Genomic DNA, 22,521 nt, shown 5'->3' on the forward strand with positions numbered 1-22,521 from the left:
TACAGAGATCAGCGTCCGTACAGCTCGAACTCGTAGAGCGAGAACCCGTACGAGGTGGCCCGCTTGACCCCGTACACCCGCACGGAGCGGGCGGTGACCGGGGCGAAGGTGGCGTTGTCGACGCCGCCGTTGCCGTTGGTGGTGGTGAACACCGGCGTCCAGGAACTGCCGTCGCCGGAGACCTCGACCCGGTACGAGGTGCCGTACGCGGCCTCCCAGCGCAGCACCACCCGGCTGACGCTGCGGGCCGCGCCGAGGTCGACCCGGATCCACTGGTTGTCGTTGTAGCTGCTGGCCCACCGGCTGCCGAGACTGCCGTCGACCGCCTTGTCCGGGGTGTGGCTGGTCAGGAACTGGGTGCTCGACGCGGTGGTCGGACGACCCTGCGCCAGGTTGGTGACGTCGTCACCTCGGCGCGCCGGGAATGAGACGACCTGCTGGTAGGTGGGGCGGTTCTGCCAGGCGATCAGCGGGTGGGTGATGCCGCCGAGCCCGGACTGGGCGATCGAGTCGGCGCACCACTGGTCGCCGGCCCCGCAGGACTTGTCGCCTGGGTAGACCGTGGTGGCCGGCACCGCGGCGGCTTGGCCGAGCGTGTCGAGCAGGGACTGCCGGCACGCGGCGAGGTTGCCGTTGCCGCAGTACGCGGGGCCCAGCCCACCGGCCACCGGGTCGCCGAGCACCGTGCGCACATCCTTGTCGACGTAGCCCCACCAGCCGTACTGGAATGACGAGCCCTTGTGCGCCTGACCCTGCAGGGCCCAGCTCGCGGCGCCGTCGCGCCCGCCGTTCTGGCCGCCCGACGGCGCCTCGTTCACCTCGATGGCGTCCACCAGCGCGGCGTAGAGGTCCGGCCCGAGGCCGGGGCGGAACTGCGCCGAGGCCAGCAGCGGCCACCAGGCGTCGAAGATCCGGATCGCGTCGGCGTGCTGGTAGCTCTTCGTGCCGGGGGACGTCTCCACCCGGCGGGCCCCGGCCTGCTGCCAGGCCCGCAGCTTGCCCACCGCGTCGGCCAGCGCCGGATCCGTGACCGGCGTGCTGTCCAGCACCCGCAGCAGGTCGCCGAGAACCTGCTGGCCGCGCAGGTCGGTCACCGCCGCGTCCGCCATGATCTTGACGACGTCGGCGCGGCCGAGCTTGCGCTGGGCGATCGCGGCGCGCACCGGGCCGTCGAGCAGCTGACCCCGGTGTACGGAGCCGAAGCTGAAGTTGCCGTCCGCCGCCCCGAAGTCGCGCGCCTGCTTGTTGTTCCAGCTGACGTAGTAGTCCTGGTTGACCGACTGCGGATGCGCCGACGCCGGGGTGTAGGTGGCGTCGTTGGTGTCCGGGTTCCAGCCGGCCCACTCGTACGCCGGTTCGGCCTTGGTGGGCAGGTTCGGGTCGGCGGTGGCCGGACGGACCGGGTTCGAGCCGGAGTTGACGTACGCCGCCTCGGTCGAGTTGACGTAGAACCAGTTGAACGCGTACCCGACGTTGGCCGCGGACGCCTGGAAGGCCGCCGCGCTGCCCATCGCCGACGGGTCGTTGTAGGCCTGGAAGCCGATCGCCGAGTCAGCCTCGTGCCGGTAGGTCGAGCGCAGTTTGGTGAACGCGGTCGGCTGCCCGTTCACCATGCCCCGGTAGGCCACCAGCCCGTACTTGGTGCGCAGCGCGCGCAGCGTGTACGAGCCGGCCGGGGTGGAGTCGGCCAGCGTCGGGGACCAGGAGTTGCGCTGCTCCAGCGCCTCCATGGCGAGGCACTGCCCGTGGTAGAGGTAGCGGTTGGTGTGCAGCGTCGGGGCGCTGCCGTCGGTGGTGCACAGCGGCACCGCGTACGTGTCGGTGAGGTCCTGTGCGGCGGAGGTCGCGCTCCAGGCGTAGTCCTGGCCCCGGCCGAGCAGCACGTAGAGGTTGAGCCCGGCGAACGCGGCGCCGCGAGCGCTGATGCCTGGCCCTTGCAGCTCCTGGAGCATCAGCAACTGCGGCGCGAAGTAGCCGGTCTGCGGCCCGAACACGGCAACCGGGTTGCCGGTGGTGGTGTGCCGTCCGGAGACCACGACCGCGTTGGACATGCCGTGCGCGCGCAGGTTGGACAGGCCGCCGAGCAGCCCCTGGGTGGCGGTGCTGGCGCCGGTGCGGGCGGCCCCGCCGGTGGCGTCGTAGGCCAGCGGCTCGGCGACCACCGAGCCGGCGTCGGGGAGCACCGCGCTGGTCGCGCCCGGCGGCGTCGCCCCGTACGGGAAGCTCTGCCCGTCGTGCAGGGTGAGCACGGTCTCCGGGTCGTTCTGCGACCGGAACGCCGCCCACACCCGGTCGCCCTCGGTGGCGCCGTACTTGGCGCGGGCGGCCACCCGGACCAGCGCGGACTGGATCTCGCTGCCGCCGCCCCCGCCGAAGAGCCCGCCGACGACGCCGGCGGTGGCGATGAGGTCGGTCATGGTGAAGTGCTTCGGCTTGCCGGCGCCGGTGAGCACGTACTCACCCGGGTAGTTGTCCTCGGCGATCGACTTGTCGACGTAGGCGTTGATGCCGGCGATGTAGTCGACCACGTCGGTGTAGAGCTGCTGGCCCCGGGTGCCCTTGAGGCGCAGCGCGTCCACCTGGGCCTGCAGGTCCGCCTCCGAGTAGGGCGAGTTGGCCCAGATGCTCTGCTCCAGCTCACGGTTGCCCGGCGCGCCGCCGGCGAACGAGGTGAGCGTGCCGCGACCGGCGTGCCGCAGCAGGTCCATCACCCAGAGCCGGTCCTGGGCCCCGGCGTAGCCGGCGCCGAACATCGTGCCGGCGCGGGTGGTGCCGGTGACGTGCGGGACGCCGGTGGCTTTGTCCCGCACGATGGTGACGTCCGCGCGCGGCGCGACGGTGCTCTCGACCTGCGCGGCCGGGACGCCGAACGAGGCGTCGTTGTAGAAGTGGGCGATCTGCTCGTCGGTCAGCCCGGCGTAGTTGTAGACCAGGTTCGCGTACTCGTCGAGCTGGTCGCTGGAGTGCGCCGGGCGGGTGCCGAGCGCTTGGTGCGCCAGGATGGCGGCCAGCGTGGCGTTGCCGTTCTGTCCGGGGGGCAGGATGTCGGCGCACTGACCGAGGCAGTAGTCGTTGGCGGCGAACGTGCTGGCGGCCAGCGCCGGTGACGGCGGGGTCACCGTCGTCAGGACGCTCGCGGTCAGGGCGGCGGCGGTGAGCGCAGCGAGCCGGGTACGGAGAGCGGGACGGGGCATGGCGATCCTCCGGGGACGCGGAGTCGGGCCGATCGGTTACGCCCGGCTTCCGGTGCCGACGTCTCGCCCTCCGCGCCCGGGCGTTCCACCAGGAGGTGAGAGTGGCTCATATCTATCTCCGGGCAATGATCGGCGCAGCACCGCCGTCCGGGATACCCGTCGTTCACCACGTGCCAATGCCGACGTTTCGCCGTCTCTCGCCATCGGGAACAGGCACGGCGGGAGTGGCTAGGACTCCAGCTGGGATCGTGATCAAGGTCCGGCGGCATGAGCAGGCCGCCAGTACCATGCGGGGATGGGTAGATTCCTTGCACTCTTCAACGGCGCGGCTGATGAGGTCGGCAAGGCCACACTCACGGAACAGCAGCAAACTGAGTTCATCCGCGCCTGGGCGTCATGGGCGCAGGCCAACGAGAGAGCTCTCATCGATCCCGGCGCTCCGTTGAACGCGAAGAAGCTGGTCACGGCGCAGGGGGTCGAGGACTTCACCGACGCCATGACCGGCTACACCATCGTGGAGGCGGACTCGCACGATGAGGCAGTTCGGATCTTCTCCGGACATCCGCACCTGGGGCTGTACGCCGGAAACTCGATCGCAGTCCTCGAGTGTCCGCCTCCGCCCGGCTGATACTCCCGCCTGCACGTTGATCCTGGCTGAGCTCGTATCTGATGTGAGGGCGCCACCGTCGATCATGGGCAGTTGTGTGGACCAACCATGACGCAGCGGTGGCTGCGGTTACAGGGCAGACGCCCAACGATGGTGGATGTTGTTCGACGACCTGTTGATGACCGTCGGGCAACGGTTCCGCAGGCCAGAGCCCCGGCACCGGGTACGAGGGTTCGTGCGCGGGCTGCTGGCGCCACTACCGACCAAGAACTGCTGGAGCACCGCTGTGCTGCCGGCGTCCCCCGTATCAGGCGCGACCAGGGCCCGCAGCAGCCGGGCGTCCTACGGCCAGCGGCGGGTGTCGGGGGCGTCATCGGCGCGAAGGTGAGCGGCGAGGCCCGGCAGAGTAAGGCCTGGGAAGAAGACGGACTCCGGCATGTCCGTGCGGGCCGATACCGTATCGACTTATGGATCCTAAGCAACGCACGCGGGACATCATGAGCTCGATGTCGCAGGGCCGGGTCGGGCCGCTCTTCGACGCGATGGCCGAGGACGTCACCTGGCGCTGGATGGGGGTCAGTCAGTGGTCCCGCACGTTTGAGGGCAAGCAACTGGTGGTGGACACACTGTTCGGAGGAGCGCGGGAAACGCTCAGCCCGTCGTCGAGAGTTGAGGTGCAGTGCATCCACGGTGACGGCGACTTCGTGGTGGTGGAACACTCGGGACGTAACGAGTTGGCTGACGGTCGCAGGTACGACAACAACTACTGCTGGGTCCTTCGATTCCAGGACGGACTCATCCAGGAGGTCCGTGAGTACATGGACACCCAGTTGGTCACCGAGACATTCGGGCCTGACGGAAGCTCGTGACACGAGCTCAACTGAGCGGATAGCCCTGGGCAGGCATCTCATGGACCACGGCGGGCCGTTCGGGACTCAGTAGGTAACAGGCTCAGTCGAGTACCGACTCGCCACCCGGGTAGGCGAACGACGCGCGCGGTGAGTAGAAGCCCCAGACGATTTCCAGCGGATCGGCCGGACGCAGCGCGTACACCGGATGGTCGGGTTCGAGGAACTCCAGCAACTCGACCTCGAACGGGTCGACCGGCTCCGCCACGAACGGGTAGTTGCCGCTGAGCAGCTTGCCGTTCAGGCGGGTGAGGTAGCGCAGCTGGCCCCGGTTGACGGCGTCGCCGGTGCGCCCGACGCGGGCCGTCGTCCTGATCACGGGTATGCCGTCCGCCTCGGTGGTCGCGATCAGCCGACGCCCTCGTACCTCGATGGTGGTTCTTCCCGGGGTCGCCGGCACACCCCGGGCGGCGGCGTACGCCCGGACGACCGGACTGGAGTTGACGTAGTGCGTCCACCAACGACCGGGCGTGACACCGTCGGGAGCGTCGACCCCGGAGAGATCCGGCCCGATGTACGTCAGGGAGTAGGCGCCGAAGCCAGAGGTCTGCCCGGCGTCGTCGACGACGTACTGGTTCATGAAGACCTGGTGGTTCGGTGCCGGCTTGAGCCCGTCGGGCACCAGGGCGGCCACCGCGTCGGGGTCGGCCGGTAGCCAACCGAAGTAGATCATTCTGCTGTTGACGACGAGCTGCGGAGCGACGAGTTCGGTCACGAGGGGTCCTTCCGCTGGGCATCGATCCGTAGTCGCGACGCTACGGAGCCGCCCGCCACCCGGACAACGACGGATTGCCGACATGCAGCCCGTCCGGCTCGGGCTCGGGCTCCGATGGCTCGGTGTCGGGTGGCACCGATGCGCGTCAGAGCGGGTCGAGGCGCGCCAGTCGTTGGATGCGCCGTCGTGACAACCGAGGTCCGGCTGCGCCCACACATTTCACCCTGGTCGGCACCGAGCGTGTGGGGCAGGCATCGGCGGAGTGCCATCGGTGTGGCTCGCTCGGAACAACTGCCGGTTGACCAGCCTGATCCGGGTACTCACCGCAGGCGATCAACGCTTCGCCGAATTGTGGGCCTGCGGCGCGGTCGGTGCACAGGGCGACGTCTTCCACGTGGCTCGTCAACGCCCGATCAGCGGCCATGAGCGGATGCCGTATTCCATCCGTGAGGTAGAACCTCAGCCACAGGTAGCGGTCAGGACTTCGCGAATGTCTCTTTGGGCTGACGGGGTCTTCTCTCGATCCAGTGCCCGCACATCGTTGAGGGCGGCACGCCGAAGAGAGCGGCGATCTGGTCGAGTGGACAGCTATCCGACCAGTGCCTGGGTGCCGAGCACGGTGAGCAGGGCGAGGCGGTCGGCGTCCTCGGTGCCGGGCTCGGCCGTGTAGATCATGATGCGCAGGTCGCTGCCCGCCACACTGAGCACGTCGCAGTCCAGCGTCAGGGGGCCGACGTGCGGATGATCGATGGTCTTGCGTGCAGCCTCATGACGGCCGACAGTGCCGGAATCCCACAACTTCGCGAACCGGTCGTTGTTCGCGCGTAGTTCCGCCACCAGCTGCCGTAGCTGCTGATCGGCCGGATAGCAGCCCGCGGCCGCACGCAGGTCGGCAACCAGCGCCGTCTCGAACGCTCGTAGGGACTGCGGGGTGTGCCGGGCTCGAGTACCCGGGCCGAGAAAATGCCGCCACACCGCGTTGCGTTGGTTGCCACGCCATCCGGACGGATCGCCCATCAACGCCGCGTAGGGCGGATTGGCCACAAGTAGCGTCCAGGACGCGTCGTAGACGCCGACGGGTGTCCCGGTCAGCCTGTCCAGCAGCCGCTGGACGCTCGGGGTGATGTAGGCGGGTACCGTTTCCGGGCCCGGCGGTGCCAGCCCGGCCAGCCGAAACAGGTGTGCGCGCTCGGTTGCCGACAGCCGCAGGGCCCTGGCCAGGGCTTCGACGACCTGCGCCGAGGGATTGGACGCGCGGCCCTGTTCGAGGCGGGTGATGTAGTCGACGGAGATCCCGGCCAGCAGGGCAAGCTCCTCACGGCGCAGTCCGGCCGTACGTCGGTGCCCGCCGGCGGGCAGCCCGGCGGCCTCGGGCGAGACCCGGTCGCGCCAGCGGTGCACCGCCTGCCCGAATTCCGTCGTCGTCATGCTCACCAGTGTGCGCCGTTCAGTTGTGGTGTTGCCTGGTACTGGCAGTCCCAGGAAGACGGGACGACTGGGCGACCGCACCGCCCGGCCGGAGCCTGGAGGCATGACAACAACACTGATCACCGGAGCGAACAAGGGACTCGGCTTCGAGACCGCCCGTCGACTCATCGCAGCAGGTCACACCGTCTACGTCGGCAGCCGGGACGCCGAACGCGGGCGCCGCGCCGCCGAGCAGCTGGGCGCGCGGGCCGTCCAGCTCGACGTCACCGACGACGCGTCCGTGGAGGCCGCAGCGAAGGCCATCGAGGCTGATGGAGGGCTGGACATACTGATCAACAACGCGGGCATCGAGGGACGGGGTGCCGGCAACATCGTGATCGGCGCAGCCGACGTGACCGCCGACATGATGCGGGAGACGTTCGAGGCGAACGTCTTCGGCACGGTCCGTGTCACCCACGCGTTCCTGCCGCTGCTGCAGCGTTCGGCCGCCCCGGTCATTGTCAATCTCAGCAGCGGCCTGGCCTCGCTGGCCCGGGTCACCGACGCGGGCACCCCGACGTACGCCTACCCGGGGGTCGCCTACCCGGCGTCGAAGACCGCGGTCAACATGATCACCGTGCAGTACGCGAAGGCGTTCCCGAACATGCGGATCAACGCGGTCGAGCCCGGCTTCACCAAGACCGACCTGAACGGAAACACCGGTATCCAGACTGTCGAGCAGGGCGCCGAGATCATCGTCCGCATGGCGCAGGTGGGCTCCGACGGCCCCACCGGAGGCTACTTCGACGCCGAGGGCCGCCTCCCCTGGTAGGAGGAGGGGTAACCGGGTGGAGGAAACCGGCCTGGTCGGCCCGTGCACACGCGGGGCCGGCCGGGCCGCAAAGCTCTGCGGCCGACGGCCGGCGCGAACCGGCGAGGCGGTCGGATCCATAGGGCCTGCAGCTGACCATCGAGCGTGACCACGCCATGTCCTGGGGTGACGACCTGGCGCGGGCCTACGATCTCGTCCGCTCGTAACGACACCTCGGTCTGCGACAGATGCGGACTCGTCCACTGCGCGAGCGGGTTATCCCTCGGCAGCGGGTCGGCTCCGCACCACCAGTTCGTCGATCTCCAACCGGCCGACGCGCAGCTCCCGCACGACCGCCCGGCGGATAGCCAGCCGCCCGATGACCAGCACCCCAACGGCCACGGCCCCGACGGCCAGCGCCCCGACGGCCAGGGCGCCGAGCGACGCCGCCCCCGCAGCCCGCGCGCCTGTAGCCGCCGCGCCCGTCGCCACCGCGCCGTCGGCGCGCGTCCCGGCCAACCGCATCAGGCGAACCTCTCGCTTCATCCCCCCATTATCCGCGCACCGCCGGCCGCCCGCTCCCCACAGATCCCGGGTGTCACCCCACCGCCCTATCTTCGTCGCCCTCCGGCTATCTCAATCGAGTCGACGCGATCCACGGATGCCCGGGGACCAGGGCGCTCTCAAGCTTCCGTGGGTCAATGCTCCATTGACCGGCGAGCGTGAGCACGGTTTCCTCACTCGGCCACGGCGAAGTCTCGTCATCGTCGTCCCACGGTTCGTCCTCGTCGTAGGCGGCGCCAACCCCGAGCGCTTGCTCTTCCATCGTGCGCTCGCCTACGTCAAACAGCACCTCGCCGCGCTCGCCGAGGTAGGCGAATGCTCGCTCCACAACGCCGCCCCTGGCGCGCCCCCACCCGTGATAGTCGACAACGCGATGAGTTCCGAAGTACTGCACCTCACCCAGTAGACCGCTTAGCGCCGCCAGCCAAGTGGCAAATCGGTCATCTTCGGGTGCGGGAACGTCTCTCGAAGCGGCGAGCGTCCACAGATCGAGCGGCGGCGTAAGAAGCCAGTGGCCGTGGCCGTCATACGCAGCGGCGACCGCACTGCGCCAGGTGGCTGGAGTGGGACGGCTGAGGTTCAGCGCGGCAGCGACGGCGTCCGCGTCCCGGTCACGCACAGCGAGCCACTGAAGCTTGTAGCCGAAGCCGAGCGCGGCGTCCGTCATCGCGTCATCGTAGGTGGCTGCAAATGGTGCCTCGCATCGCCGACTGACCATCAGACCGAAGCAGCCGCAGGGCGTGCTGGATCCGCGCCAGGTCGACCGGTGACCGCGGGAGCCAACGGCGATTGGCGCGGGGCCGGCGCTATCGTGCAGCACATGGCCGTTTCCGGTTGGCTCGACGACACCCGGACCTCCTACGACACGGTGGCGATCAGCTATGCCGACCTGCTGCGCGACGCTCTCACCGACGAACCGTTCCAGCGGGGCATCCTCGCGCTCTTCGCCGAGCTGGTGCGGGCCCAGGGGAACGGGGCGGTCGCCGACGTCGGCTGCGGCCCGGGCCGGATCACCGCGTACCTGCACCGTCTCGACCTGGACGCGTTCGGCGTCGACCTGTCACCCGCGATGATCGAGATTGCCCGGCGGGATCATCCCGGCCTGCGTTTCGAGGTGGGCTCCATGACTCGCCTCGACCTGCCCGACGACTGTCTGACCGGCCTGCTTGCCTGGTTCTCCCTGATCCACGTCCCCGACGACGAGGTACCCGCGGTCCTCGCCGAGTTCCGCCGCGTGCTGCGGCCCGGCGGCGTCGTGCTGCTCGGGTTCCACGCCGGCGACGGCAGTCGACTGAAGACGGAGGGCTACGGCGGTCACCCGATGCACGTCTACGTGCACCGCCGCCCGCCGGACCGGGTCGCGGCCTGGCTGGACGCCGCCGGCTTCACCGTCGAGGCCGAGATGACGCACCGGCCAGCCCCGAACGTCGAGGGCGGGTTCGTCTTCGCCAACCGCTGAAATTTGCCGAGGCCATCCGTAACCGCGGACTCGGGCGGCCCGGGTGGCTCGTTTGCCTACCCTCGCAAGGGCTTGTGCTGTCCGGGCTCGATGTCGGATGTTCGAGCCGGAACGTTGTCCCGATGTGGGCGGACACGACGCACTCCCCAGCGAGGCCTACTCACGCGACATGACGTCAGAGGTGGAACTCTCGGGTATGCAAGCACTCGGCGCTCAGCATTTCAGCGAGGCCGGCACCGCCCGGTCAGCCCCTGCCAACGTGGGCACGGAGAGTGACGGCCAGCGGATCCAGCGACCGGCCCGCACGTGGCCCGGGACCGGGGCGAGAGCACGAAGACGGGCACGATGTGCAGGTCCCAGTAATCGTCGGCGGTCAGGCCGGAGCGGGCCTTGAGCACCGTCCGCGCCATGTACACGTCCTGGTCGGACAGCACCATCGCGCCGGTCGGGACGAGCGGGATGTGACCTTCGAGTGGTCGATGAGGTTCGCGCCCGCAACGGGCCTATGGGTGCCGGAGCCTCGATGCGGGCAATCAGCGCCGACCTCCTGCGGTCTGCGGGCACGTTTCTCTACGGGCGGCGCCTGTACGAGGCGGTGGCCGTCTGGGAGACCGACGCCGCTCTGGCCGCGCAGTCCGACCTCGTGGCCGACTTCGCGAGCGCCTGGCAGGCGGCGAGCAAAGCGTCCCGTATCGGCGCGTGCTGAGCCCGAGGAAGCTGCCGGGGGTCTGCATGACGGGCGCGAAGAGGCTGGCGCGCATAAGGTCGGCTCGACACGGCAACCCTCGCAAGATTGGAACGGGGCAGGACATGGACCGAGGCACCCGCGACGAGATGCTCGTCCGCCTTGCTGAGACGGTCGGGTCCGTCACAGTCGCCCACCCGACGCGGGTTGCCATCGACGGACCGCCCGCGACAGGCAAGACCACCCTCGCCGACGAGCTGGCCGTTGTCTTGCGCACACAGGGCCGCGACGTCATCCGCGCGACGATCGACGATTTCCTCCTCCCCCGGGCACAGCGCTATCCGCGCGGCGAGTACTCGGCCGAAGGTTGCTACTTCGACACCCACGACTACGAGGCGCTGAACCGGGTTCTGCTTGATCCGCTCGGCCCGGGCGGAGATCGACGCTTCCAACCCGCGGTCTACGACCGCACAGCAGATACCGCGCTGTCCCCGCCGGTCACGACTGCGCCCGCCGACGCCGTGCTGGTCTTCGACGGCGTCTTCCTCATGCGCCCGGAACTAGTTGATCGGTGGGACCTGCGCATCTTCGTGTCGACCGCGCTCGAGAAAACCGTGGATCGTGCCGTGATCCGAGAGCGTCAGGTGTCATCTCGGGCCGACGTCGAACGGCGCTGGCGCGAGCGTTACATTCCCTCCCAAGAGCTCTACTTCGCCACCGTCCACCCGACCCATCACGCCAACATCATCGTGCACAACGACGAGCCCCAACAGCCGCTCTGGGAGACCCGAACAAACTGACGCACTCGATTCGGCACCGACACCTACCGCCGCTCCTGGACAGCAAGGCTGCGATCGGTGACGCGCGGTCGGCGACACGACCGCGCATGAGTGGATCTACGCTTACGGCCATGGGCCGCTTCTACCGTCGTCGCTGGGAGGAATCGCGCGGCGACGAGTTCGATGCTTTCGGGCACTCGGTCTGGTACTTCGAGGTGGATGACGACGGTTGGCCGGTTCGACAGATCGAGGTGTACGACCGCGGCCCGGTTCTCCGGTACGGGCCCGGACATGAAGAAGACCAGTGCGGCGGCCTCGGGCAGGCAAGCCTGCATGATCAGGAAGAAGACTGGAGCCCATTCGTCATCACACGGGACGCATTCGAACACGCCTGGAACTCCGCTGGTGAGTAGCCCGAGCACTCGGGATCCGCGCGCTGCGGCAAATCCAGGTGGCGGATCATGAGGGTGCGCAGCATGATCATCTCGTGGATGCCGCTGAACGATCGTCCTGCTCGAATCTGGCTCGGCGATAACCGTCGCGCGTCTGCCGGCGCGGCGGCGTTTCGCCGGGCGGGAGTGTCGACCCGCCTGTTCACCCTCGCCCGTGGGCAGGTCGGCCGGTATCGGGCCAACTTCCGGTTCCGGTTCACCGACTGCGCGTGCGACCCCAGCTGGTACTACGAGGACCGGCATGTCAGCAACGGCGATGTCGCACACGACCGTTTCCTGCACGGCGAGCCGGACTCCGTTGTCGACAACCGTTTCCATCTGCATGGCGGCCCCGCGCCGAGATAACCGCTAGCGAGCCGTGCCCGAGCGATTTGCGACATCAGTGGATGGCTGCTGTGGTAATTGCCCGAAACAGGTGGGTCACGACTTCGCTCTGCCCTCAGCCCTCGCCTCGCATGCGGTGTGCACGTCTGCTGGCTTAGAGTCCCTGGGATGGTCATGAGCGCGCAGGACGTTGTGGGCGTGATCGAGTCAGACCCGGGAGCGATGAGAGTCCTTCGGGCTACGGCCGACCTTGGATTACCGGACTGGTGGATCGGTGCCGGCTTCGTACGCAACCGCGTCTGGGACGCGATCAGCGGCCTCCCGGTCTTGCCTGAGCGCGACGTGGATGTCGCCTACTTCGACCCGGAAAAGCTGGACGCACGCGAGGACGCACGCGCCGAAGCCCAAGCAGTAGTGGCCCTGCCTGGGGTGCCGTGGGAGATTCGCAATCAAGCACGGATGCATCTGCGCAACGGCGATGAGCCCTACACGTCTGCCCTGGACGCGATATCGCGCTGGCCCGAAACGGCGACGTGCGTCGCGGTGACTCTGCGGGGCGACTCTGTTCGCCTGGTGTCCTGCCACGGTCTGACTGACCTTGTGGGAATGGTTGTCCGCCCCTCTCCAGCCTTTGACAACGCAGCGGGCCGCGCGAAGGTACAGCGCCGCGTGGAGGTCAAGGGATGGCTCCACCGATGGACCGGACTGCGGCTGGAGATCTAGCGCTCACGCCAAGCGAAGGAAGGGTAAGCCCGACAGAACGTCCTCTTCGCGGCTAAGGGGCGTCTCTCGACGATGGTGAGATGCCCATCGCTGCTGTGATGGTCCGACCGACGGTGGTCTTCGACGTTGCTGCCGCCGGTGGCCGCCGTATCACGGCGTCGTCCAGCTCGTCGAGAGCTGCGCGGTCGGCGGGGTTCATGGCGCAGTAGGCGAGCCGCGTCCGCCAGCTGCATCAACAGGGCAGCGAACGTATCGCCCTGCACGTGGATGCCGGGAAATGCTCTACCCGCCAGCTGTACGACGGCACAGTTGGTGCCACGGGACAGCACCTGCGCTTGCTCCTGGCTCATCTGAGCAGAATCCCAGCACCACTCGAAGGTCGTCCAAGGGAGCCGCTTCCGGCATCGCCAACCTCCACAACATCATCCTGACCGGCTGACCGCCGGGCCGGCGCTAGGAAACACCTTCACCCAGTTACGAGACGTCCCGTAGATGCGCACGTCGCTTCTGCCAACGCGGCGGGTATTCGTTGCACCCTGCTTCGCCAGGCAGGTCACGGTGAGGGTGGGTGGGCGCCTTCGCGGGTGTGGCGGCCGATGGGTTGTGCTACCCCGCCCGGACGACCAGGCGGATGCGCACGACGTCGTCGAGGGCGATGTCCTCCTTGTTCCGCACCGAGTCCCGCAGCGGGAGGACGTAGCCCCCGTCCTTCGGGAACAACGAGGTCCGCCAGCGGCTTTTCCCGAGCCGAACCTCCACCGGAATCATGCCCCAGCCGTAGGTGACCGCCGAGGCCAGCTGGCGCACCATATCGGCGCACTCGGGCGGGATCGTCACGAAGTGGTACGGCGACGGCCCCCGCCATTCCCACACAGCGCCCTCGAACTCGTACTCCATCACGGCATCAGGCCACGCAGAACTCGTTGCCCTCGGGGTCCTGCATGACGACGTGCCCCAAGATGTCGCCGTACAACTCCTCGCGGACCACCGTCGCGCCGGCGGACACCAGCTCGGGCACCTTCTGCCGGATCAGTCGTGCGCGCTCGGTCATGTCCCAGGGGCCTGGGCCGGCCACCCGTACATCAAGGTGCATCCGGTTCTTGGCGGTCTTGCCCTCGGGCACCTTCAGGAAGCCGATGGCGGGCCCCCTGCCGTCCGGGTCGACGATGGACGCACTGTCCGGTTCGTCGAAGCCAGGCTCCTTGATGTACCCCAGGGCACGTGCCCAGAAGGCCGCGATCTGCTGGGGATCGTCGGCATCCCAACCCAAGGTCCAGTGGATTGCCATGGCGCCAACGTACGTGAGCCAGGAAACGCTGTCATCGGCGGGACCGCGCGTCGGGCGCTGCCGTTCGCCCGTCACGTGACGGTCGGTCGGCGACCATGAGCGTCCGCCCTATCTGGGGCTGCCCTCGCCCGGCTCGGGCCCGGCGAAGTTTGGCAGGACCAACGCTTGAGCGGCGACGACGCGGTCCCCGTTGAAGGCCAGCGCCGGTGAGCCGTAAAGCCGGTAGCCCTGCTCAAGGAGGAGCTTAGCCGTATGCCTTGCCGGGTGTTGGTGGTCATGAGGCTCGCCGCGAGGCATCGAACGTCGGGTACTGGATCTGCCAGCGCTGCGGGCAGGAGATCACGGCCCTGCTCACCCTGCGCCTGCAGAGCACGCAAGATCGTTGTTCGTACGACCGGGTGTGGTTCCGTCGACAGCGCCTGCGCCAAGACGTCGAGGAGCGATGCGCTCGGCCCGGGATAGGTGATGAACGTGTACGCGGCAGCGTTGCGTCGCGTTGCCCATGCGCCCTTCAGCAGCGTGTCCACGAGTTCTGGCTCGTCGCCGGCCATCTGGTGTGAGAACCAGGTCAGATCATCATGTCCGGCCAGGGTGAAGTCCAGCCAACGCTCGTACCAGGCCAGGAAGTCCGCATCGGTGTGGAAGTGAGGCACGACGTCGCTGCCGGTGAAGACCTCGACGAGACGGCCGCGGCCGGACCCGGTGACGACCAGCAGGGTGTATTGGGCGCCTCCTCCCCAGACAACTGCGATCGTGCCGGGAAAAGGAAGCGTGGGACCGCCCTCATCGCCAGACCAGGCCGAGACGTACGAGTCAGGCGCAAGGGGAAATGGATCGGTGAGCTTTGCGTGGACTGCCATGCGTCGGGGAATCCACCTGTCCATGGACAGCAGCCCACAGGCCGGGCCGTATCCGCCATGGCCGATGCGGGTAACAAATTGTCTAAATTCCTCGGGCAGTCGGATACCGTGCAGGTCCTCGAAACCCGAGACCTGCTGCTCGGTGAGTACGGGGTTGAGAACGGCCTTTTCCGTTGGAGGCAACGCTGCAAGTTTGGCCTGAATCCTGGCGATCCTGTCGTCCATCAGTGCTTCTTCACGCATGAGGGGGTGACTGGGAACACAAGCATAGTCGCGCGCTGGCTGCATCGACTGGCATCAGCCAGCCGGGAGTCATTGGCCAGCGAGGACTCCGGTCGCACGATCAGATGCACGGTTCTCGACAGATCCGACTGCGCATCGTGGGGTTCTAAAGATCGTCGGGCCACCAGCCTCAATTGCCGCAGACAACGCGCGGTTAACCGCCAATCGCCGCGTGACAGGCGCGGGCTGCGGCTACGTTCGGTGACCGGCCGGTGGTATTGACCAGCCTGTGGTGACGCTGTGGGACGAGTACCTCGACGGGCTGAGCCCGGCCCTACCGCGATGGCGCCCGCCGGGAGGACCGCTCGGCTGAGGGTGAGGGCGATCGATGACGAATGGTCATCCCGACCCACGCAACCCCGTCCGGTCACTACCATCTGGTGTCTGAGCCTCAAGGAACTCCGAGTCGGAGTCATCTACATCAGCTCCTCGACATTTCCGGACATCGAGGCGACGCAGGTCGGTCCATTAGGGTCGGCGGTATGACGCCAGCCCTTGCCGCCAATGCCTTCGACTCGCTGCGCCTCGACGCCGTGCCCGACCAGGAGGCGTTGCGCCGGGCCTACGATCTGCCCAGCGACGCGGCCGTGCGGAAGCAGATGACCGAACTCACCGAGCAGACCCGGCGGTTGATCGGCTGCTCGTCGCTGGTCATGGTCGCCAGCGTGGACGCCGAGGGCAACTGTGACATCTCCCCGCGCGGCGGCCCCGCCGGGTTCGTCGCCGTCCTGGACGCACGGACGGTGGCGATACCGGACGCGACTGGCAACAAGCGTCTGGACACCCTGCAGAACGTCGTCGCGACCGGGCGGGCCGGGCTGCTGTTCATCATCCCGGGGCGCACCACGACGCTCAGGGTGAACGGCCGGGCCTGCGTCTCCACTCGCCCCGAGCTGCTGTCGCAGCTGACCGCCGTAGGCAAGCCGCCGGCCAGTGCGCTGGTCGTGGGAATCGAGGAGGTCTACCCGCACTGCCCCAAGTCGCTCCTGCGCAGCGGGGCTTGGAACCCGGAGCAGTGGCTGCCAGCGGACGCCCAGCCGACCTCGGCCGAAGTGACGCTGGCCCAGCTGCGGATGCCGGAGCTGACGATCGCTGACATCGAGCAGGCGGAGGCAGACTCGCTGAAGTACCGGTACGAGTGACGGGCCGCACAGCGATTGTGCGAGCACGGTGGTCGAGCACATCGCCGCGATCGGGTATCCGATCGCTGCGGCGCGACGTCAGGTCCACACCTGGACCACCTCGGCGGTAGCCCTCGCTGACGAGGACGGTGCTCAAGTCGGCGCCTGCGCGCCCTGCTGAGTAAGAGGCTGTGCTACGGACGGCCGGGCCGGCGAACCGGTACCCGGCCGTCCGCGTTCTGACCGCTGGCGAAACTACCGGTCCAGCGGCTCGATCCAGATGTTGCGGTACTGGACCGGGTTGCCGTGGTCCTGCAGTCGGATGGCACCCGTCGCCGGGCCCTCGGGCCGGCTGCCGCCAGTCGGGCCGAGGATCTCGACGTCGTCGTGCACCTTGACGCCGTTCCACACGACGGTGACGTGAGGGTTGGCGACCTTCTGCCCGGATGCGTCGTAGCGGGCCTGCCGATAGACGATGTCGTACGTCTGCCAGGTCTGCGGCGGCAGCGCCGCGTTCACGTCGGGGGCCTTCTGGGTGTAGATGGCCGCGGCGTCGTTCTTCTGCGGCAGGTCGATGCCGAAGGAGTCCAGCACCTGGATCTCGTAGCGGTCCTGCAGGTACACCCCACTGTTGGCGCGCGCCTGGCCGGTCACGTCCGGCGGATACAGCGGCAGGTTGAACTCCACGTGCAGCCGGAAGTCACCGAAGGCCTCCACGGTGCGCAGATCCCCGTTACGCACCGTCATGGCGCCGTCGGCGACGGACCACGAGGGTTCGCGCCCGTCGGTGTGCTGCCACTCGGTGAGCTCGCCGCCGTTGAACAGCGTGATGCGTTTGCCGTGCGGCCGGGCGGCGAGCACGTCCAGGTTCAGGTGCCCGGAGTCCGCAGCCTCCTTGCGGTACTCGACCACGTTGCGACCCTTGTTCAAGCGCGCGGTGGTGGTGACGGTGCCCCACTCTTCCCAGGTCACGGTGGAGGGGAAGACCGTCTGCTCGACCCGTTCACCGTTGACGTAGAGGCTCAGCTGCTTCTCGCCGGAGTACGGATTCGGGCCGTTGCTGTAGCGCATCGCCAGGTCGTACGTCCCGGCCTCGCGGACATCGACAGAGATCCTGGTCGACGAGCCGTCCTGGGCGAACCCGGCGGCGAAGCCGGCACCGGAGTAGGCGGCGTGGTCGGTCGCCATGCCGACGCCGGCCGTACGGCCCTCCTCGGCCTCGAAGAAGGTTTGCGGCTGCACCACCCGACCCGGAATCTCGTTGAGCGTGTACCAGGCCTCAGTGTTCCACAGCTCCTCGCCGTCGGCGGACGAGAACGGACGCGGGGAGCGCACGTGCACCACGCGGTTCTCCTTCAGGCCCGGAATGTGGAGTTTGACGGTGCGGCGGTCGGTCGACAGCTCGGCCTTGGCCACCTTGAGCGTCTCCAGCTCGAGCTTCGGACCGCCGTACTGGCTCGTCGCGCCGTAGCGCCACTGCGTCACCTGGTACGCGTCGGCGAGTTCCTGCACGGTCTCGGCCGACAGCGGCTCGGTGTACTCCAGCTCGAACCCGACACGCGACGCGCGCATCTGCTTGACCTCGAAGACCGAGGTGCCGTTGGGCGTGAGCTTCTGCAGGCCGTAGGAGAGCTTGCCCTCCTGGCCCCAGTTGCCGCCGGCACCCAGGCCACCGGTGTAGAGCGCGCCGTCGGGGCCGAGGGTGACCTCGTTGACGCCGGCCTCCAGGCCCTGCGTGTGCCGGAACACCGCGCCCTGGTACTGCCCCTCGATCTCTTCGAGGAACACGCGCTGCAGGCCGCCGTAGGTCACGTCGCCGACGACCAGTTGTCCCGCGTACGGCCCCTGCTTCAGCAGCACCGGAGTCGACGGCGAGTTGCCGATCTCGTTCTGCGGGATCCAGACGATGGGACGCGTCACGGCCTTGTCGTCGAACGGACCCGCGGGCGTCGTGTAGTGGTTGTAGAACGCCCCCTGCTGGATCTGGACCAGCTTGGACGCGGGCAGCCAGCCGCCCTGGTTGTCGGTGACGAGGACCTCCCCGCGGGGGCCCCACCCGATCCCGTTGGGGGTGCGCAGGCCTCCTGCGACATAGGTGATCTCGCCGGTCTCGGCGTCCACCTTGATCGAGGTTCCGCGGTTCGGCGCCGGCTGGGGCACGGTGGTGGCGCCGCCCAGGTCGATGGCGACCGAGAGGTTGAGGTAGAAGTACCCGTCCCGGTAGAGCAGGCCGAACGCGAACTCATGGAAGTTGCCGCCCCATGGCCAGGTGGCGACCGTGCGGCGGTCGTCGGCGAGGCCGTCGCCGTCGGTGTCGCGCAGGGCCGTCAGCTCGTGCTTCTGGCTGACGTAGACGGTGCCGTCGACGACCGCGACGCCCTGGGGCTCGCGCAGCCCGTCCGCGAACTTGCGGTAGGTCACCTGCTCGGGGCTGGTCTGTCCGGTGACACCCTCGACAACGTAGATCTCGCCGGTCGCGTTGTCGGTGCCGCCCCAGGTGGACATCAGAAGGTCGCCGTCGGGCCGGAACGCCATACCGGTGACCTGCGGCTGGAGCCCTTCGGGGCGCAGGTCGGTGAGGGTGTAGCCCGGGTGCACCCGGTCGAGGGGCAGGCCGTCGCCGGCCGAGTCGGTCGCCCCCTCGCAGTACTTCCATCCCGGGGCGGTGACGCGTACGACGTCGGCGTCGGTGCTCAACGCGGAGTTCGGTACCAGCTCGAAGGTGGCCGCACCCGGGCGGCGCCATTCGAGCCGCAGGACCTGGCCGCCGCCGTTGTCGAAGAACTCGATGCGCAATGGGTGCAGGCCGGCGCTGAGGGTGGTCGACCCTTCCTTGGAGGTTTCGCCGTGCAGCCCGTCGTGGTCGACGACACGCTGATCGTCGATCGTCAGCCGTGACCCGTCGTCGCTGGTGAGCCGGAAGGTGTACTCGCCGTCGGCGGGCGCGGCGAGGTTGGCGATGACGTGGCTGATGAACCGGTCGGAGAGGCCGAACTCCTCGGTGGTGGTCCAGCTGACCTGCGGCATGAGCTTGTCGACGTTCGGTGTCTGTGCCGGCTTGAGGTCGCACAGCGCCGACAGCGGACCTCCCATGTCGTACGAGCGCAGGGTGACGCCGGGTTCCTGCGGCGGGACATCGGCGGTGATGGGTGCGGCCCCGGCTGGGGTGATGGGGACCGCGGCGAGCAGAGCCGCCACAGCGGCACCTGCGGCCACGAGACTGACGCGACGGCGACGGCGCCATCGGTTCGGTGCGGGCATGGTTCCTCCCGGTGGGTGGGTCCTGGCCGAGGTAGGAGGCGCTTTCTCCTCCCTGGACGGGCCAGTACGGTCTCGGAACACAAAAGATCGATCGCAGACGCTATCACTTTGGATTGATCAAGCGGAACTTTTAGATTTTTGGATAAAAGTGCCCCCTGCTGGCCCATGACCTTGGTGGCATCTGGGCAGCGCGAGCGGGGCATGTGGTGGCGTCGCGGAGCGGAGGTAAGGGCAGCCGCGAGCCCGATGAAACGCCGCTACCACGGTGGCGCGGTGACTACCGACCGGCGGCGGGGCGCCAACGAACGACGCCTCGCCGGCTGGCGGTCGGCACCTTCTCGTAGGTGTCCCTCACGGCCCGGTGACGGAGATCGGCGCGCCGAGTCGGCCCTCGTTCCCGCTGCGATCCAGCCCGGACACGCAGTAGGAGAGCGGGCGGTCGGCCGGCTCGGTGCGATCGATCCAGCCGGTTCCTCGGGCGGTGCCGACGAGCCGGGCCTCGTCGCCGTCCACCCGGTAGACGGCGTAGCTGGTGGCGCCGTCGCCGCGCCAGGTCAGCGCCACCCCGCCGGCGCCCGCACGCCGGGCGTCGGTGAGCGTGGGTGCGGCCGGCGGCGCCGCCGGGAGCTGCGCCATCGTGGGCACCAGCGCCGGGCCGGCGTAGTGCGCCCGGCTGTAGCGGCTGACCGCCCCGAGCTTGTCGGCGCGGACCTGCTTGGCGCTGAAGTGCACGCTTCCGTGCACGCCGTGCCGGCGGTTGAGGGCCAACTGCCGGTCCAGTTCGGCCGGGTCGCGCCAGGCGCCGCGCTCACCCACCCGGTAGTCGGCCTGACCGATGTAGAGCTGCACCCGGGTGCCCCGCACGGTGTCGACCCACCACGGCAGCAGCTTGGCGTAGTCGGCCTTGGCGAACCCGACGTGCCAGTAGAGCTGCGGCACGACGTAGTCCAGCCACTGTTCCCGCACCCACAGCCGCGTGTCGGCGTAGATGTCGTCGTAGCTCTGCAGGCCGGCGGTCGCGGAGCCGGCGGGATCGGTGCGCTCGTTGCGCCAGATGCCGAACGGGCTGATGCCGAACTTCACCCACGGTTTGATCGCCTTGATCCGCTCGCTCATCTCCCGGACCAGCGTGTTCACGTTGTCCCGGCGCCAGGCGTGCTTGTCCGCGAAGCGCCGGCCGTACCGGGCGAACGTCGCGTCGTCCGGGAAGTCCTGCCCGGCCTCCGGGTAGGGGTAGAAGAAGTCGTCGAAGTGCACCCCGTCGACGTCGTACCGCTGAACCGCCTCCAGCATCGAGTCCTCGACGAACGTGCGCGCCTCCGGGATGCCTGGGTTGAAGTAGAGGCGGCTGCCGGGCCGGTCGGCGCTGGGGTAGGTCACCACCCAGTCGCGGTGGTGCCGCAACGGGTGGGCCGGCGCGAGCTGGTCCAGCCTCGGTCCGGGCCCGCCCACCGTGGCCGGTTGGCCGCCCCGGTAGGGGTTGAACCAGGCGTGGAACTCCAGGTTACGGGCGTGCGCCTCGGCGACCATGAACTCCATCGGGTCCCAACCCGGGTCGCGGCCGTCGCGGTGCCCGGTCAGCCACTCCGACCACGGTGCGTAGCTGGACGGCCAGAGCGCGTCCCCGCTGGGCCGGACGTGCACGAAGACCGCGTTGTGGTTGTGCCGCACGGCCAGGTCCAGCCAGCCCCGGAACTCCGCCCGCACCGTCTCGGCCGGCAGCCCGCGCCGGCTCGGCCAGTCGATGTTGTTCACCGTCGTGATCCACATGCCGCGCAGCTCGCGGGGTGCGCGGGCTGGCCGGCCGGCGCAGCTGGGCGTACCGCCCGCCGGGCCGGCGTCGGTGGCCGCGCCGAACGCGGCGACGTCCCCGGTCTCCGGTGCGCCGCCGTCGCCGACAACCCGGTGCCGCAGCGACCATCCGCCCACCGCGAGCGCCACAGCGAGCGCGACGACCACGGCGACGAGAGCCTGGGTACGACGACGGTGGGCAGCAGGAGCGGACGGCTCGGCGGCGGGCATTGTCACAGTCTGCCGAGTGTGGCTCACCGGGTGAACCAGTCGGCCCGTTACTTAACGGTCAGCTAAGGCCGGCGCTCAGGCTGGCGCGGCGCCAGCTCGCTCCCCCGTTCGCCCGTCTGGGCAGTGGTCACCGCCAACTGACGCGGGAACCGGGTTTCAGCGGCTGGTGGAAAGCGGTCGCCGAGGGTGATGGTGACGGCGTTCGACGTGTCTCGGCGAGCAGGCCAGCGTGATCGGTCCGGTCGCTTATGGTGATAAACCGGGCGGCCACTGTCGTCGCCTGGTGGTGTGGAACGGGTGTCCGGTCCGGCCCGCAGGATCTTCACGTTGTCCAGCCGGAGGGTGCAGCGATGACCGAGAGGACCTCGATGTGCCCGGTGTCGACAGCTCGGAGCCGCGGTTCGGCAGCTCACACCCGGTCATGTGCGCGCCCGACCGACGCCTGCGTCGGGAGACCGGGCGTCGCCAGCGCTTGCGCCGCCGGAGCGGCCGTACCGACTGAGTACGCCCGCGACGTCAACCACCGCTGAGATGGACTGGGCCGGATGGGCGTTGTTCGGGTTGGTCGCCACCGTGGCGCTCACCGCGGCGTTGATCAGCGCGCAACTGGCCGGCCTCACGCGGCTCGACATTCCGTTGGTGCTCGGGGCCTTCGTCACCGACGATCCCGATCGGGCCCGGGTCATCGGGTTCTTCATCCACCTCTGCGCCGGTCAGGGTTTCGCCCTCGGTTACGCGGCCGCGTTCGCCCTGCTGAACCGCGCCACCTGGTGGATCGGGGCGCTGTTCGGGCTGCTGCACGTCGGGATCGCGCTGACGGTGATTCTGCCGCTGCTTCCCGGTGTCCATCCGCGCATGGCCTCGCAGCGGGCGGGGCCGGCCAGCACTGCCGTGTTGGAGCCGCCCGGCCTGTTCGCCCTCAACTACGGCGTCCAGACCCCCGCGGTCTCGGCTGTCGTCCACGTCATCTACGGGGTCGTCCTCGGACTGCTCCTCCACGCCACGTGACCCGCACCCCGCTGTTTTCCCCGCCCGATCCGCCGTTCGCACCAGCGCGAC

The 22,521-nt window shown here is 68.8% G+C and carries 22 protein-coding genes; 11 read left to right on the forward strand and 11 right to left on the reverse strand.

What is annotated here, in order from left to right:
• Window positions 1-8: 8 nt before the first annotated feature.
• Complete coding sequence (locus ACQEUX_RS11655; protein WP_433045488.1) at window positions 9-3,194, reverse strand: penicillin acylase family protein; 3,186 nt, start codon at window positions 3,192-3,194, stop codon at window positions 9-11.
• Window positions 3,195-3,489: 295 nt separating this feature from the next.
• On the opposite strand from ACQEUX_RS11655, the gene ACQEUX_RS11660 reads away from it, so the two are divergent.
• Window positions 3,490-3,822 (forward strand): hypothetical protein, encoded by a 333-nt coding sequence (locus ACQEUX_RS11660; protein ID WP_433045491.1) that lies wholly within the window; start codon window positions 3,490-3,492, stop codon window positions 3,820-3,822.
• 446 nt (window positions 3,823-4,268) lie between these two features.
• Window positions 4,269-4,670, forward strand: coding sequence for a nuclear transport factor 2 family protein (locus ACQEUX_RS11665; protein WP_433045494.1), 402 nt, complete (start codon window positions 4,269-4,271; stop codon window positions 4,668-4,670).
• A gap of 82 nt (window positions 4,671-4,752) precedes the next feature.
• On the opposite strand, the gene ACQEUX_RS11670 is transcribed toward ACQEUX_RS11665, so the two are convergent.
• A complete protein-coding gene (locus tag ACQEUX_RS11670) occupies window positions 4,753-5,424 on the reverse strand; it encodes a hypothetical protein (RefSeq protein WP_433045497.1) in 672 nt (223 codons plus the stop codon).
• A 588-nt stretch (window positions 5,425-6,012) separates the two neighbouring features.
• Window positions 6,013-6,852, reverse strand: a complete 840-nt coding sequence (locus tag ACQEUX_RS11675) for a helix-turn-helix transcriptional regulator (protein WP_433045499.1) — start codon at window positions 6,850-6,852, stop codon at window positions 6,013-6,015.
• A gap of 103 nt (window positions 6,853-6,955) precedes the next feature.
• On the opposite strand from ACQEUX_RS11675, the gene ACQEUX_RS11680 reads away from it, so the two are divergent.
• Entirely contained in the window at window positions 6,956-7,663 is a 708-nt protein-coding gene (locus tag ACQEUX_RS11680) for an SDR family NAD(P)-dependent oxidoreductase (RefSeq protein WP_433045502.1), read from the forward strand.
• 255 nt (window positions 7,664-7,918) lie between these two features.
• Here the strand turns inward: ACQEUX_RS11680 and ACQEUX_RS11685 are convergent, their stop codons facing one another.
• Both ACQEUX_RS11685 and ACQEUX_RS11690 read right to left on the reverse strand, forming a co-directional pair.
• Window positions 7,919-8,188, reverse strand: coding sequence for a hypothetical protein (locus tag ACQEUX_RS11685; RefSeq protein ID WP_121153555.1), 270 nt, complete (start codon window positions 8,186-8,188; stop codon window positions 7,919-7,921).
• An 85-nt stretch (window positions 8,189-8,273) separates the two neighbouring features.
• Complete coding sequence (locus ACQEUX_RS11690; RefSeq protein ID WP_433045506.1) at window positions 8,274-8,873, reverse strand: hypothetical protein; 600 nt, start codon at window positions 8,871-8,873, stop codon at window positions 8,274-8,276.
• Between the two features lie 153 nt (window positions 8,874-9,026).
• Here ACQEUX_RS11690 and ACQEUX_RS11695 point away from each other — a divergent pair, with 153 nt between their 5' ends.
• The 6 genes from ACQEUX_RS11695 (at window position 9,027) to ACQEUX_RS11720 (ending at window position 12,628) form a co-directional block, all read left to right on the forward strand.
• The gene (locus ACQEUX_RS11695) at window positions 9,027-9,665 is read left to right on the forward strand and encodes a class I SAM-dependent methyltransferase (RefSeq protein WP_433045509.1); all 639 of its coding nucleotides are present in this window, start codon (window positions 9,027-9,029) and stop codon (window positions 9,663-9,665) included.
• Window positions 9,666-10,188: 523 nt separating this feature from the next.
• Window positions 10,189-10,371 (forward strand): hypothetical protein, encoded by a 183-nt coding sequence (locus ACQEUX_RS11700; RefSeq protein ID WP_433045512.1) that lies wholly within the window; start codon window positions 10,189-10,191, stop codon window positions 10,369-10,371.
• A 104-nt stretch (window positions 10,372-10,475) separates the two neighbouring features.
• On the forward strand, window positions 10,476-11,150 hold the full coding sequence (locus ACQEUX_RS11705) for a cytidylate kinase family protein (protein WP_433045515.1): 675 nt from the start codon (window positions 10,476-10,478) through the stop codon (window positions 11,148-11,150).
• A 110-nt stretch (window positions 11,151-11,260) separates the two neighbouring features.
• Window positions 11,261-11,542, forward strand: coding sequence for a DUF6881 domain-containing protein (locus tag ACQEUX_RS11710; RefSeq protein WP_433045518.1), 282 nt, complete (start codon window positions 11,261-11,263; stop codon window positions 11,540-11,542).
• A 63-nt stretch (window positions 11,543-11,605) separates the two neighbouring features.
• Window positions 11,606-11,926, forward strand: a complete 321-nt coding sequence (locus ACQEUX_RS11715) for a hypothetical protein (protein WP_433045521.1) — start codon at window positions 11,606-11,608, stop codon at window positions 11,924-11,926.
• Window positions 11,927-12,079: 153 nt separating this feature from the next.
• Window positions 12,080-12,628, forward strand: coding sequence for a nucleotidyltransferase family protein (locus tag ACQEUX_RS11720; protein ID WP_433045524.1), 549 nt, complete (start codon window positions 12,080-12,082; stop codon window positions 12,626-12,628).
• Here ACQEUX_RS11720 and ACQEUX_RS11725 read toward each other — a convergent pair.
• From ACQEUX_RS11725 to ACQEUX_RS11740, 4 genes are all read right to left on the reverse strand, one after another.
• A complete protein-coding gene (locus ACQEUX_RS11725) occupies window positions 12,625-12,978 on the reverse strand; it encodes a DUF6959 family protein (protein ID WP_433045527.1) in 354 nt (117 codons plus the stop codon). The genes ACQEUX_RS11720 and ACQEUX_RS11725 overlap by 4 nt on opposite strands.
• A 256-nt stretch (window positions 12,979-13,234) precedes the next feature.
• On the reverse strand, window positions 13,235-13,525 hold the full coding sequence (locus tag ACQEUX_RS11730; protein WP_433045530.1) for a DUF1905 domain-containing protein: 291 nt from the start codon (window positions 13,523-13,525) through the stop codon (window positions 13,235-13,237).
• Between the two features lie 7 nt (window positions 13,526-13,532).
• The gene (locus ACQEUX_RS11735) at window positions 13,533-13,916 is read right to left on the reverse strand and encodes a VOC family protein (RefSeq protein WP_433045533.1); all 384 of its coding nucleotides are present in this window, start codon (window positions 13,914-13,916) and stop codon (window positions 13,533-13,535) included.
• 71 nt (window positions 13,917-13,987) lie between these two features.
• Entirely contained in the window at window positions 13,988-15,001 is a 1,014-nt protein-coding gene (locus ACQEUX_RS11740; RefSeq protein ID WP_433045536.1) for a hypothetical protein, read from the reverse strand.
• A gap of 539 nt (window positions 15,002-15,540) precedes the next feature.
• Here ACQEUX_RS11740 and ACQEUX_RS11745 point away from each other — a divergent pair.
• Window positions 15,541-16,200 carry an MSMEG_1061 family FMN-dependent PPOX-type flavoprotein gene (locus tag ACQEUX_RS11745; protein ID WP_433045539.1) on the forward strand — a complete coding sequence of 220 codons (660 nt, stop codon included), beginning with the start codon at window positions 15,541-15,543 and terminating at the stop codon, window positions 16,198-16,200.
• Window positions 16,201-16,434: 234 nt separating this feature from the next.
• Here the strand turns inward: ACQEUX_RS11745 and ACQEUX_RS11750 are convergent, their stop codons facing one another.
• Complete coding sequence (locus ACQEUX_RS11750) at window positions 16,435-19,395, reverse strand: family 16 glycoside hydrolase (protein WP_433045542.1); 2,961 nt, start codon at window positions 19,393-19,395, stop codon at window positions 16,435-16,437.
• A 396-nt stretch (window positions 19,396-19,791) separates the two neighbouring features.
• Window positions 19,792-21,462 (reverse strand): glycoside hydrolase family 10 protein, encoded by a 1,671-nt coding sequence (locus ACQEUX_RS11755; protein WP_433045545.1) that lies wholly within the window; start codon window positions 21,460-21,462, stop codon window positions 19,792-19,794.
• Between the two features lie 531 nt (window positions 21,463-21,993).
• Between ACQEUX_RS11755 and ACQEUX_RS11760 the strand changes: the two genes are divergently transcribed.
• On the forward strand, window positions 21,994-22,470 hold the full coding sequence (locus ACQEUX_RS11760; protein ID WP_433045548.1) for a hypothetical protein: 477 nt from the start codon (window positions 21,994-21,996) through the stop codon (window positions 22,468-22,470).
• Window positions 22,471-22,521: the final 51 nt, after the last annotated feature.

This window comes from Micromonospora sp. CA-259024, from assembly GCF_050936255.1.
Classification (GTDB): Bacteria; Actinomycetota; Actinomycetes; order Mycobacteriales; family Micromonosporaceae; genus Micromonospora.

Excerpts from the sequence above, each read along its gene's own strand:
- ACQEUX_RS11745 (WP_433045539.1), top strand. The coding sequence starts at position 15,541 with ATGACGCCAGCCCTTGCCGCCAATGCCTTCGACTCGCTGCGCCTCGAC.
- ACQEUX_RS11715 (WP_433045521.1), top strand. The coding sequence starts at position 11,606 with ATGATCATCTCGTGGATGCCGCTGAACGATCGTCCTGCTCGAATCTGG.
- ACQEUX_RS11710 (WP_433045518.1), top strand. The coding sequence starts at position 11,261 with ATGGGCCGCTTCTACCGTCGTCGCTGGGAGGAATCGCGCGGCGACGAG.
- ACQEUX_RS11740 (WP_433045536.1), bottom strand. The coding sequence starts at position 15,001 with ATGGACGACAGGATCGCCAGGATTCAGGCCAAACTTGCAGCGTTGCCT.
- ACQEUX_RS11760 (WP_433045548.1), top strand. The coding sequence starts at position 21,994 with ATGGACTGGGCCGGATGGGCGTTGTTCGGGTTGGTCGCCACCGTGGCG.
- ACQEUX_RS11690 (WP_433045506.1), bottom strand. The coding sequence starts at position 8,873 with ATGACGGACGCCGCGCTCGGCTTCGGCTACAAGCTTCAGTGGCTCGCT.
- ACQEUX_RS11735 (WP_433045533.1), bottom strand. The coding sequence starts at position 13,916 with ATGGCAATCCACTGGACCTTGGGTTGGGATGCCGACGATCCCCAGCAG.
- ACQEUX_RS11685 (WP_121153555.1), bottom strand. The coding sequence starts at position 8,188 with ATGAAGCGAGAGGTTCGCCTGATGCGGTTGGCCGGGACGCGCGCCGAC.
- ACQEUX_RS11700 (WP_433045512.1), top strand. The coding sequence starts at position 10,189 with ATGCGGGCAATCAGCGCCGACCTCCTGCGGTCTGCGGGCACGTTTCTC.
- ACQEUX_RS11705 (WP_433045515.1), top strand. The coding sequence starts at position 10,476 with ATGGACCGAGGCACCCGCGACGAGATGCTCGTCCGCCTTGCTGAGACG.
- ACQEUX_RS11655 (WP_433045488.1), bottom strand. The coding sequence starts at position 3,194 with ATGCCCCGTCCCGCTCTCCGTACCCGGCTCGCTGCGCTCACCGCCGCC.
- ACQEUX_RS11665 (WP_433045494.1), top strand. The coding sequence starts at position 4,269 with ATGGATCCTAAGCAACGCACGCGGGACATCATGAGCTCGATGTCGCAG.
- ACQEUX_RS11695 (WP_433045509.1), top strand. The coding sequence starts at position 9,027 with ATGGCCGTTTCCGGTTGGCTCGACGACACCCGGACCTCCTACGACACG.
- ACQEUX_RS11755 (WP_433045545.1), bottom strand. The coding sequence starts at position 21,462 with ATGCCCGCCGCCGAGCCGTCCGCTCCTGCTGCCCACCGTCGTCGTACC.
- ACQEUX_RS11720 (WP_433045524.1), top strand. The coding sequence starts at position 12,080 with ATGAGCGCGCAGGACGTTGTGGGCGTGATCGAGTCAGACCCGGGAGCG.
- ACQEUX_RS11675 (WP_433045499.1), bottom strand. The coding sequence starts at position 6,852 with ATGACGACGACGGAATTCGGGCAGGCGGTGCACCGCTGGCGCGACCGG.
- ACQEUX_RS11660 (WP_433045491.1), top strand. The coding sequence starts at position 3,490 with ATGGGTAGATTCCTTGCACTCTTCAACGGCGCGGCTGATGAGGTCGGC.
- ACQEUX_RS11730 (WP_433045530.1), bottom strand. The coding sequence starts at position 13,525 with ATGGAGTACGAGTTCGAGGGCGCTGTGTGGGAATGGCGGGGGCCGTCG.
- ACQEUX_RS11680 (WP_433045502.1), top strand. The coding sequence starts at position 6,956 with ATGACAACAACACTGATCACCGGAGCGAACAAGGGACTCGGCTTCGAG.
- ACQEUX_RS11725 (WP_433045527.1), bottom strand. The coding sequence starts at position 12,978 with ATGAGCCAGGAGCAAGCGCAGGTGCTGTCCCGTGGCACCAACTGTGCC.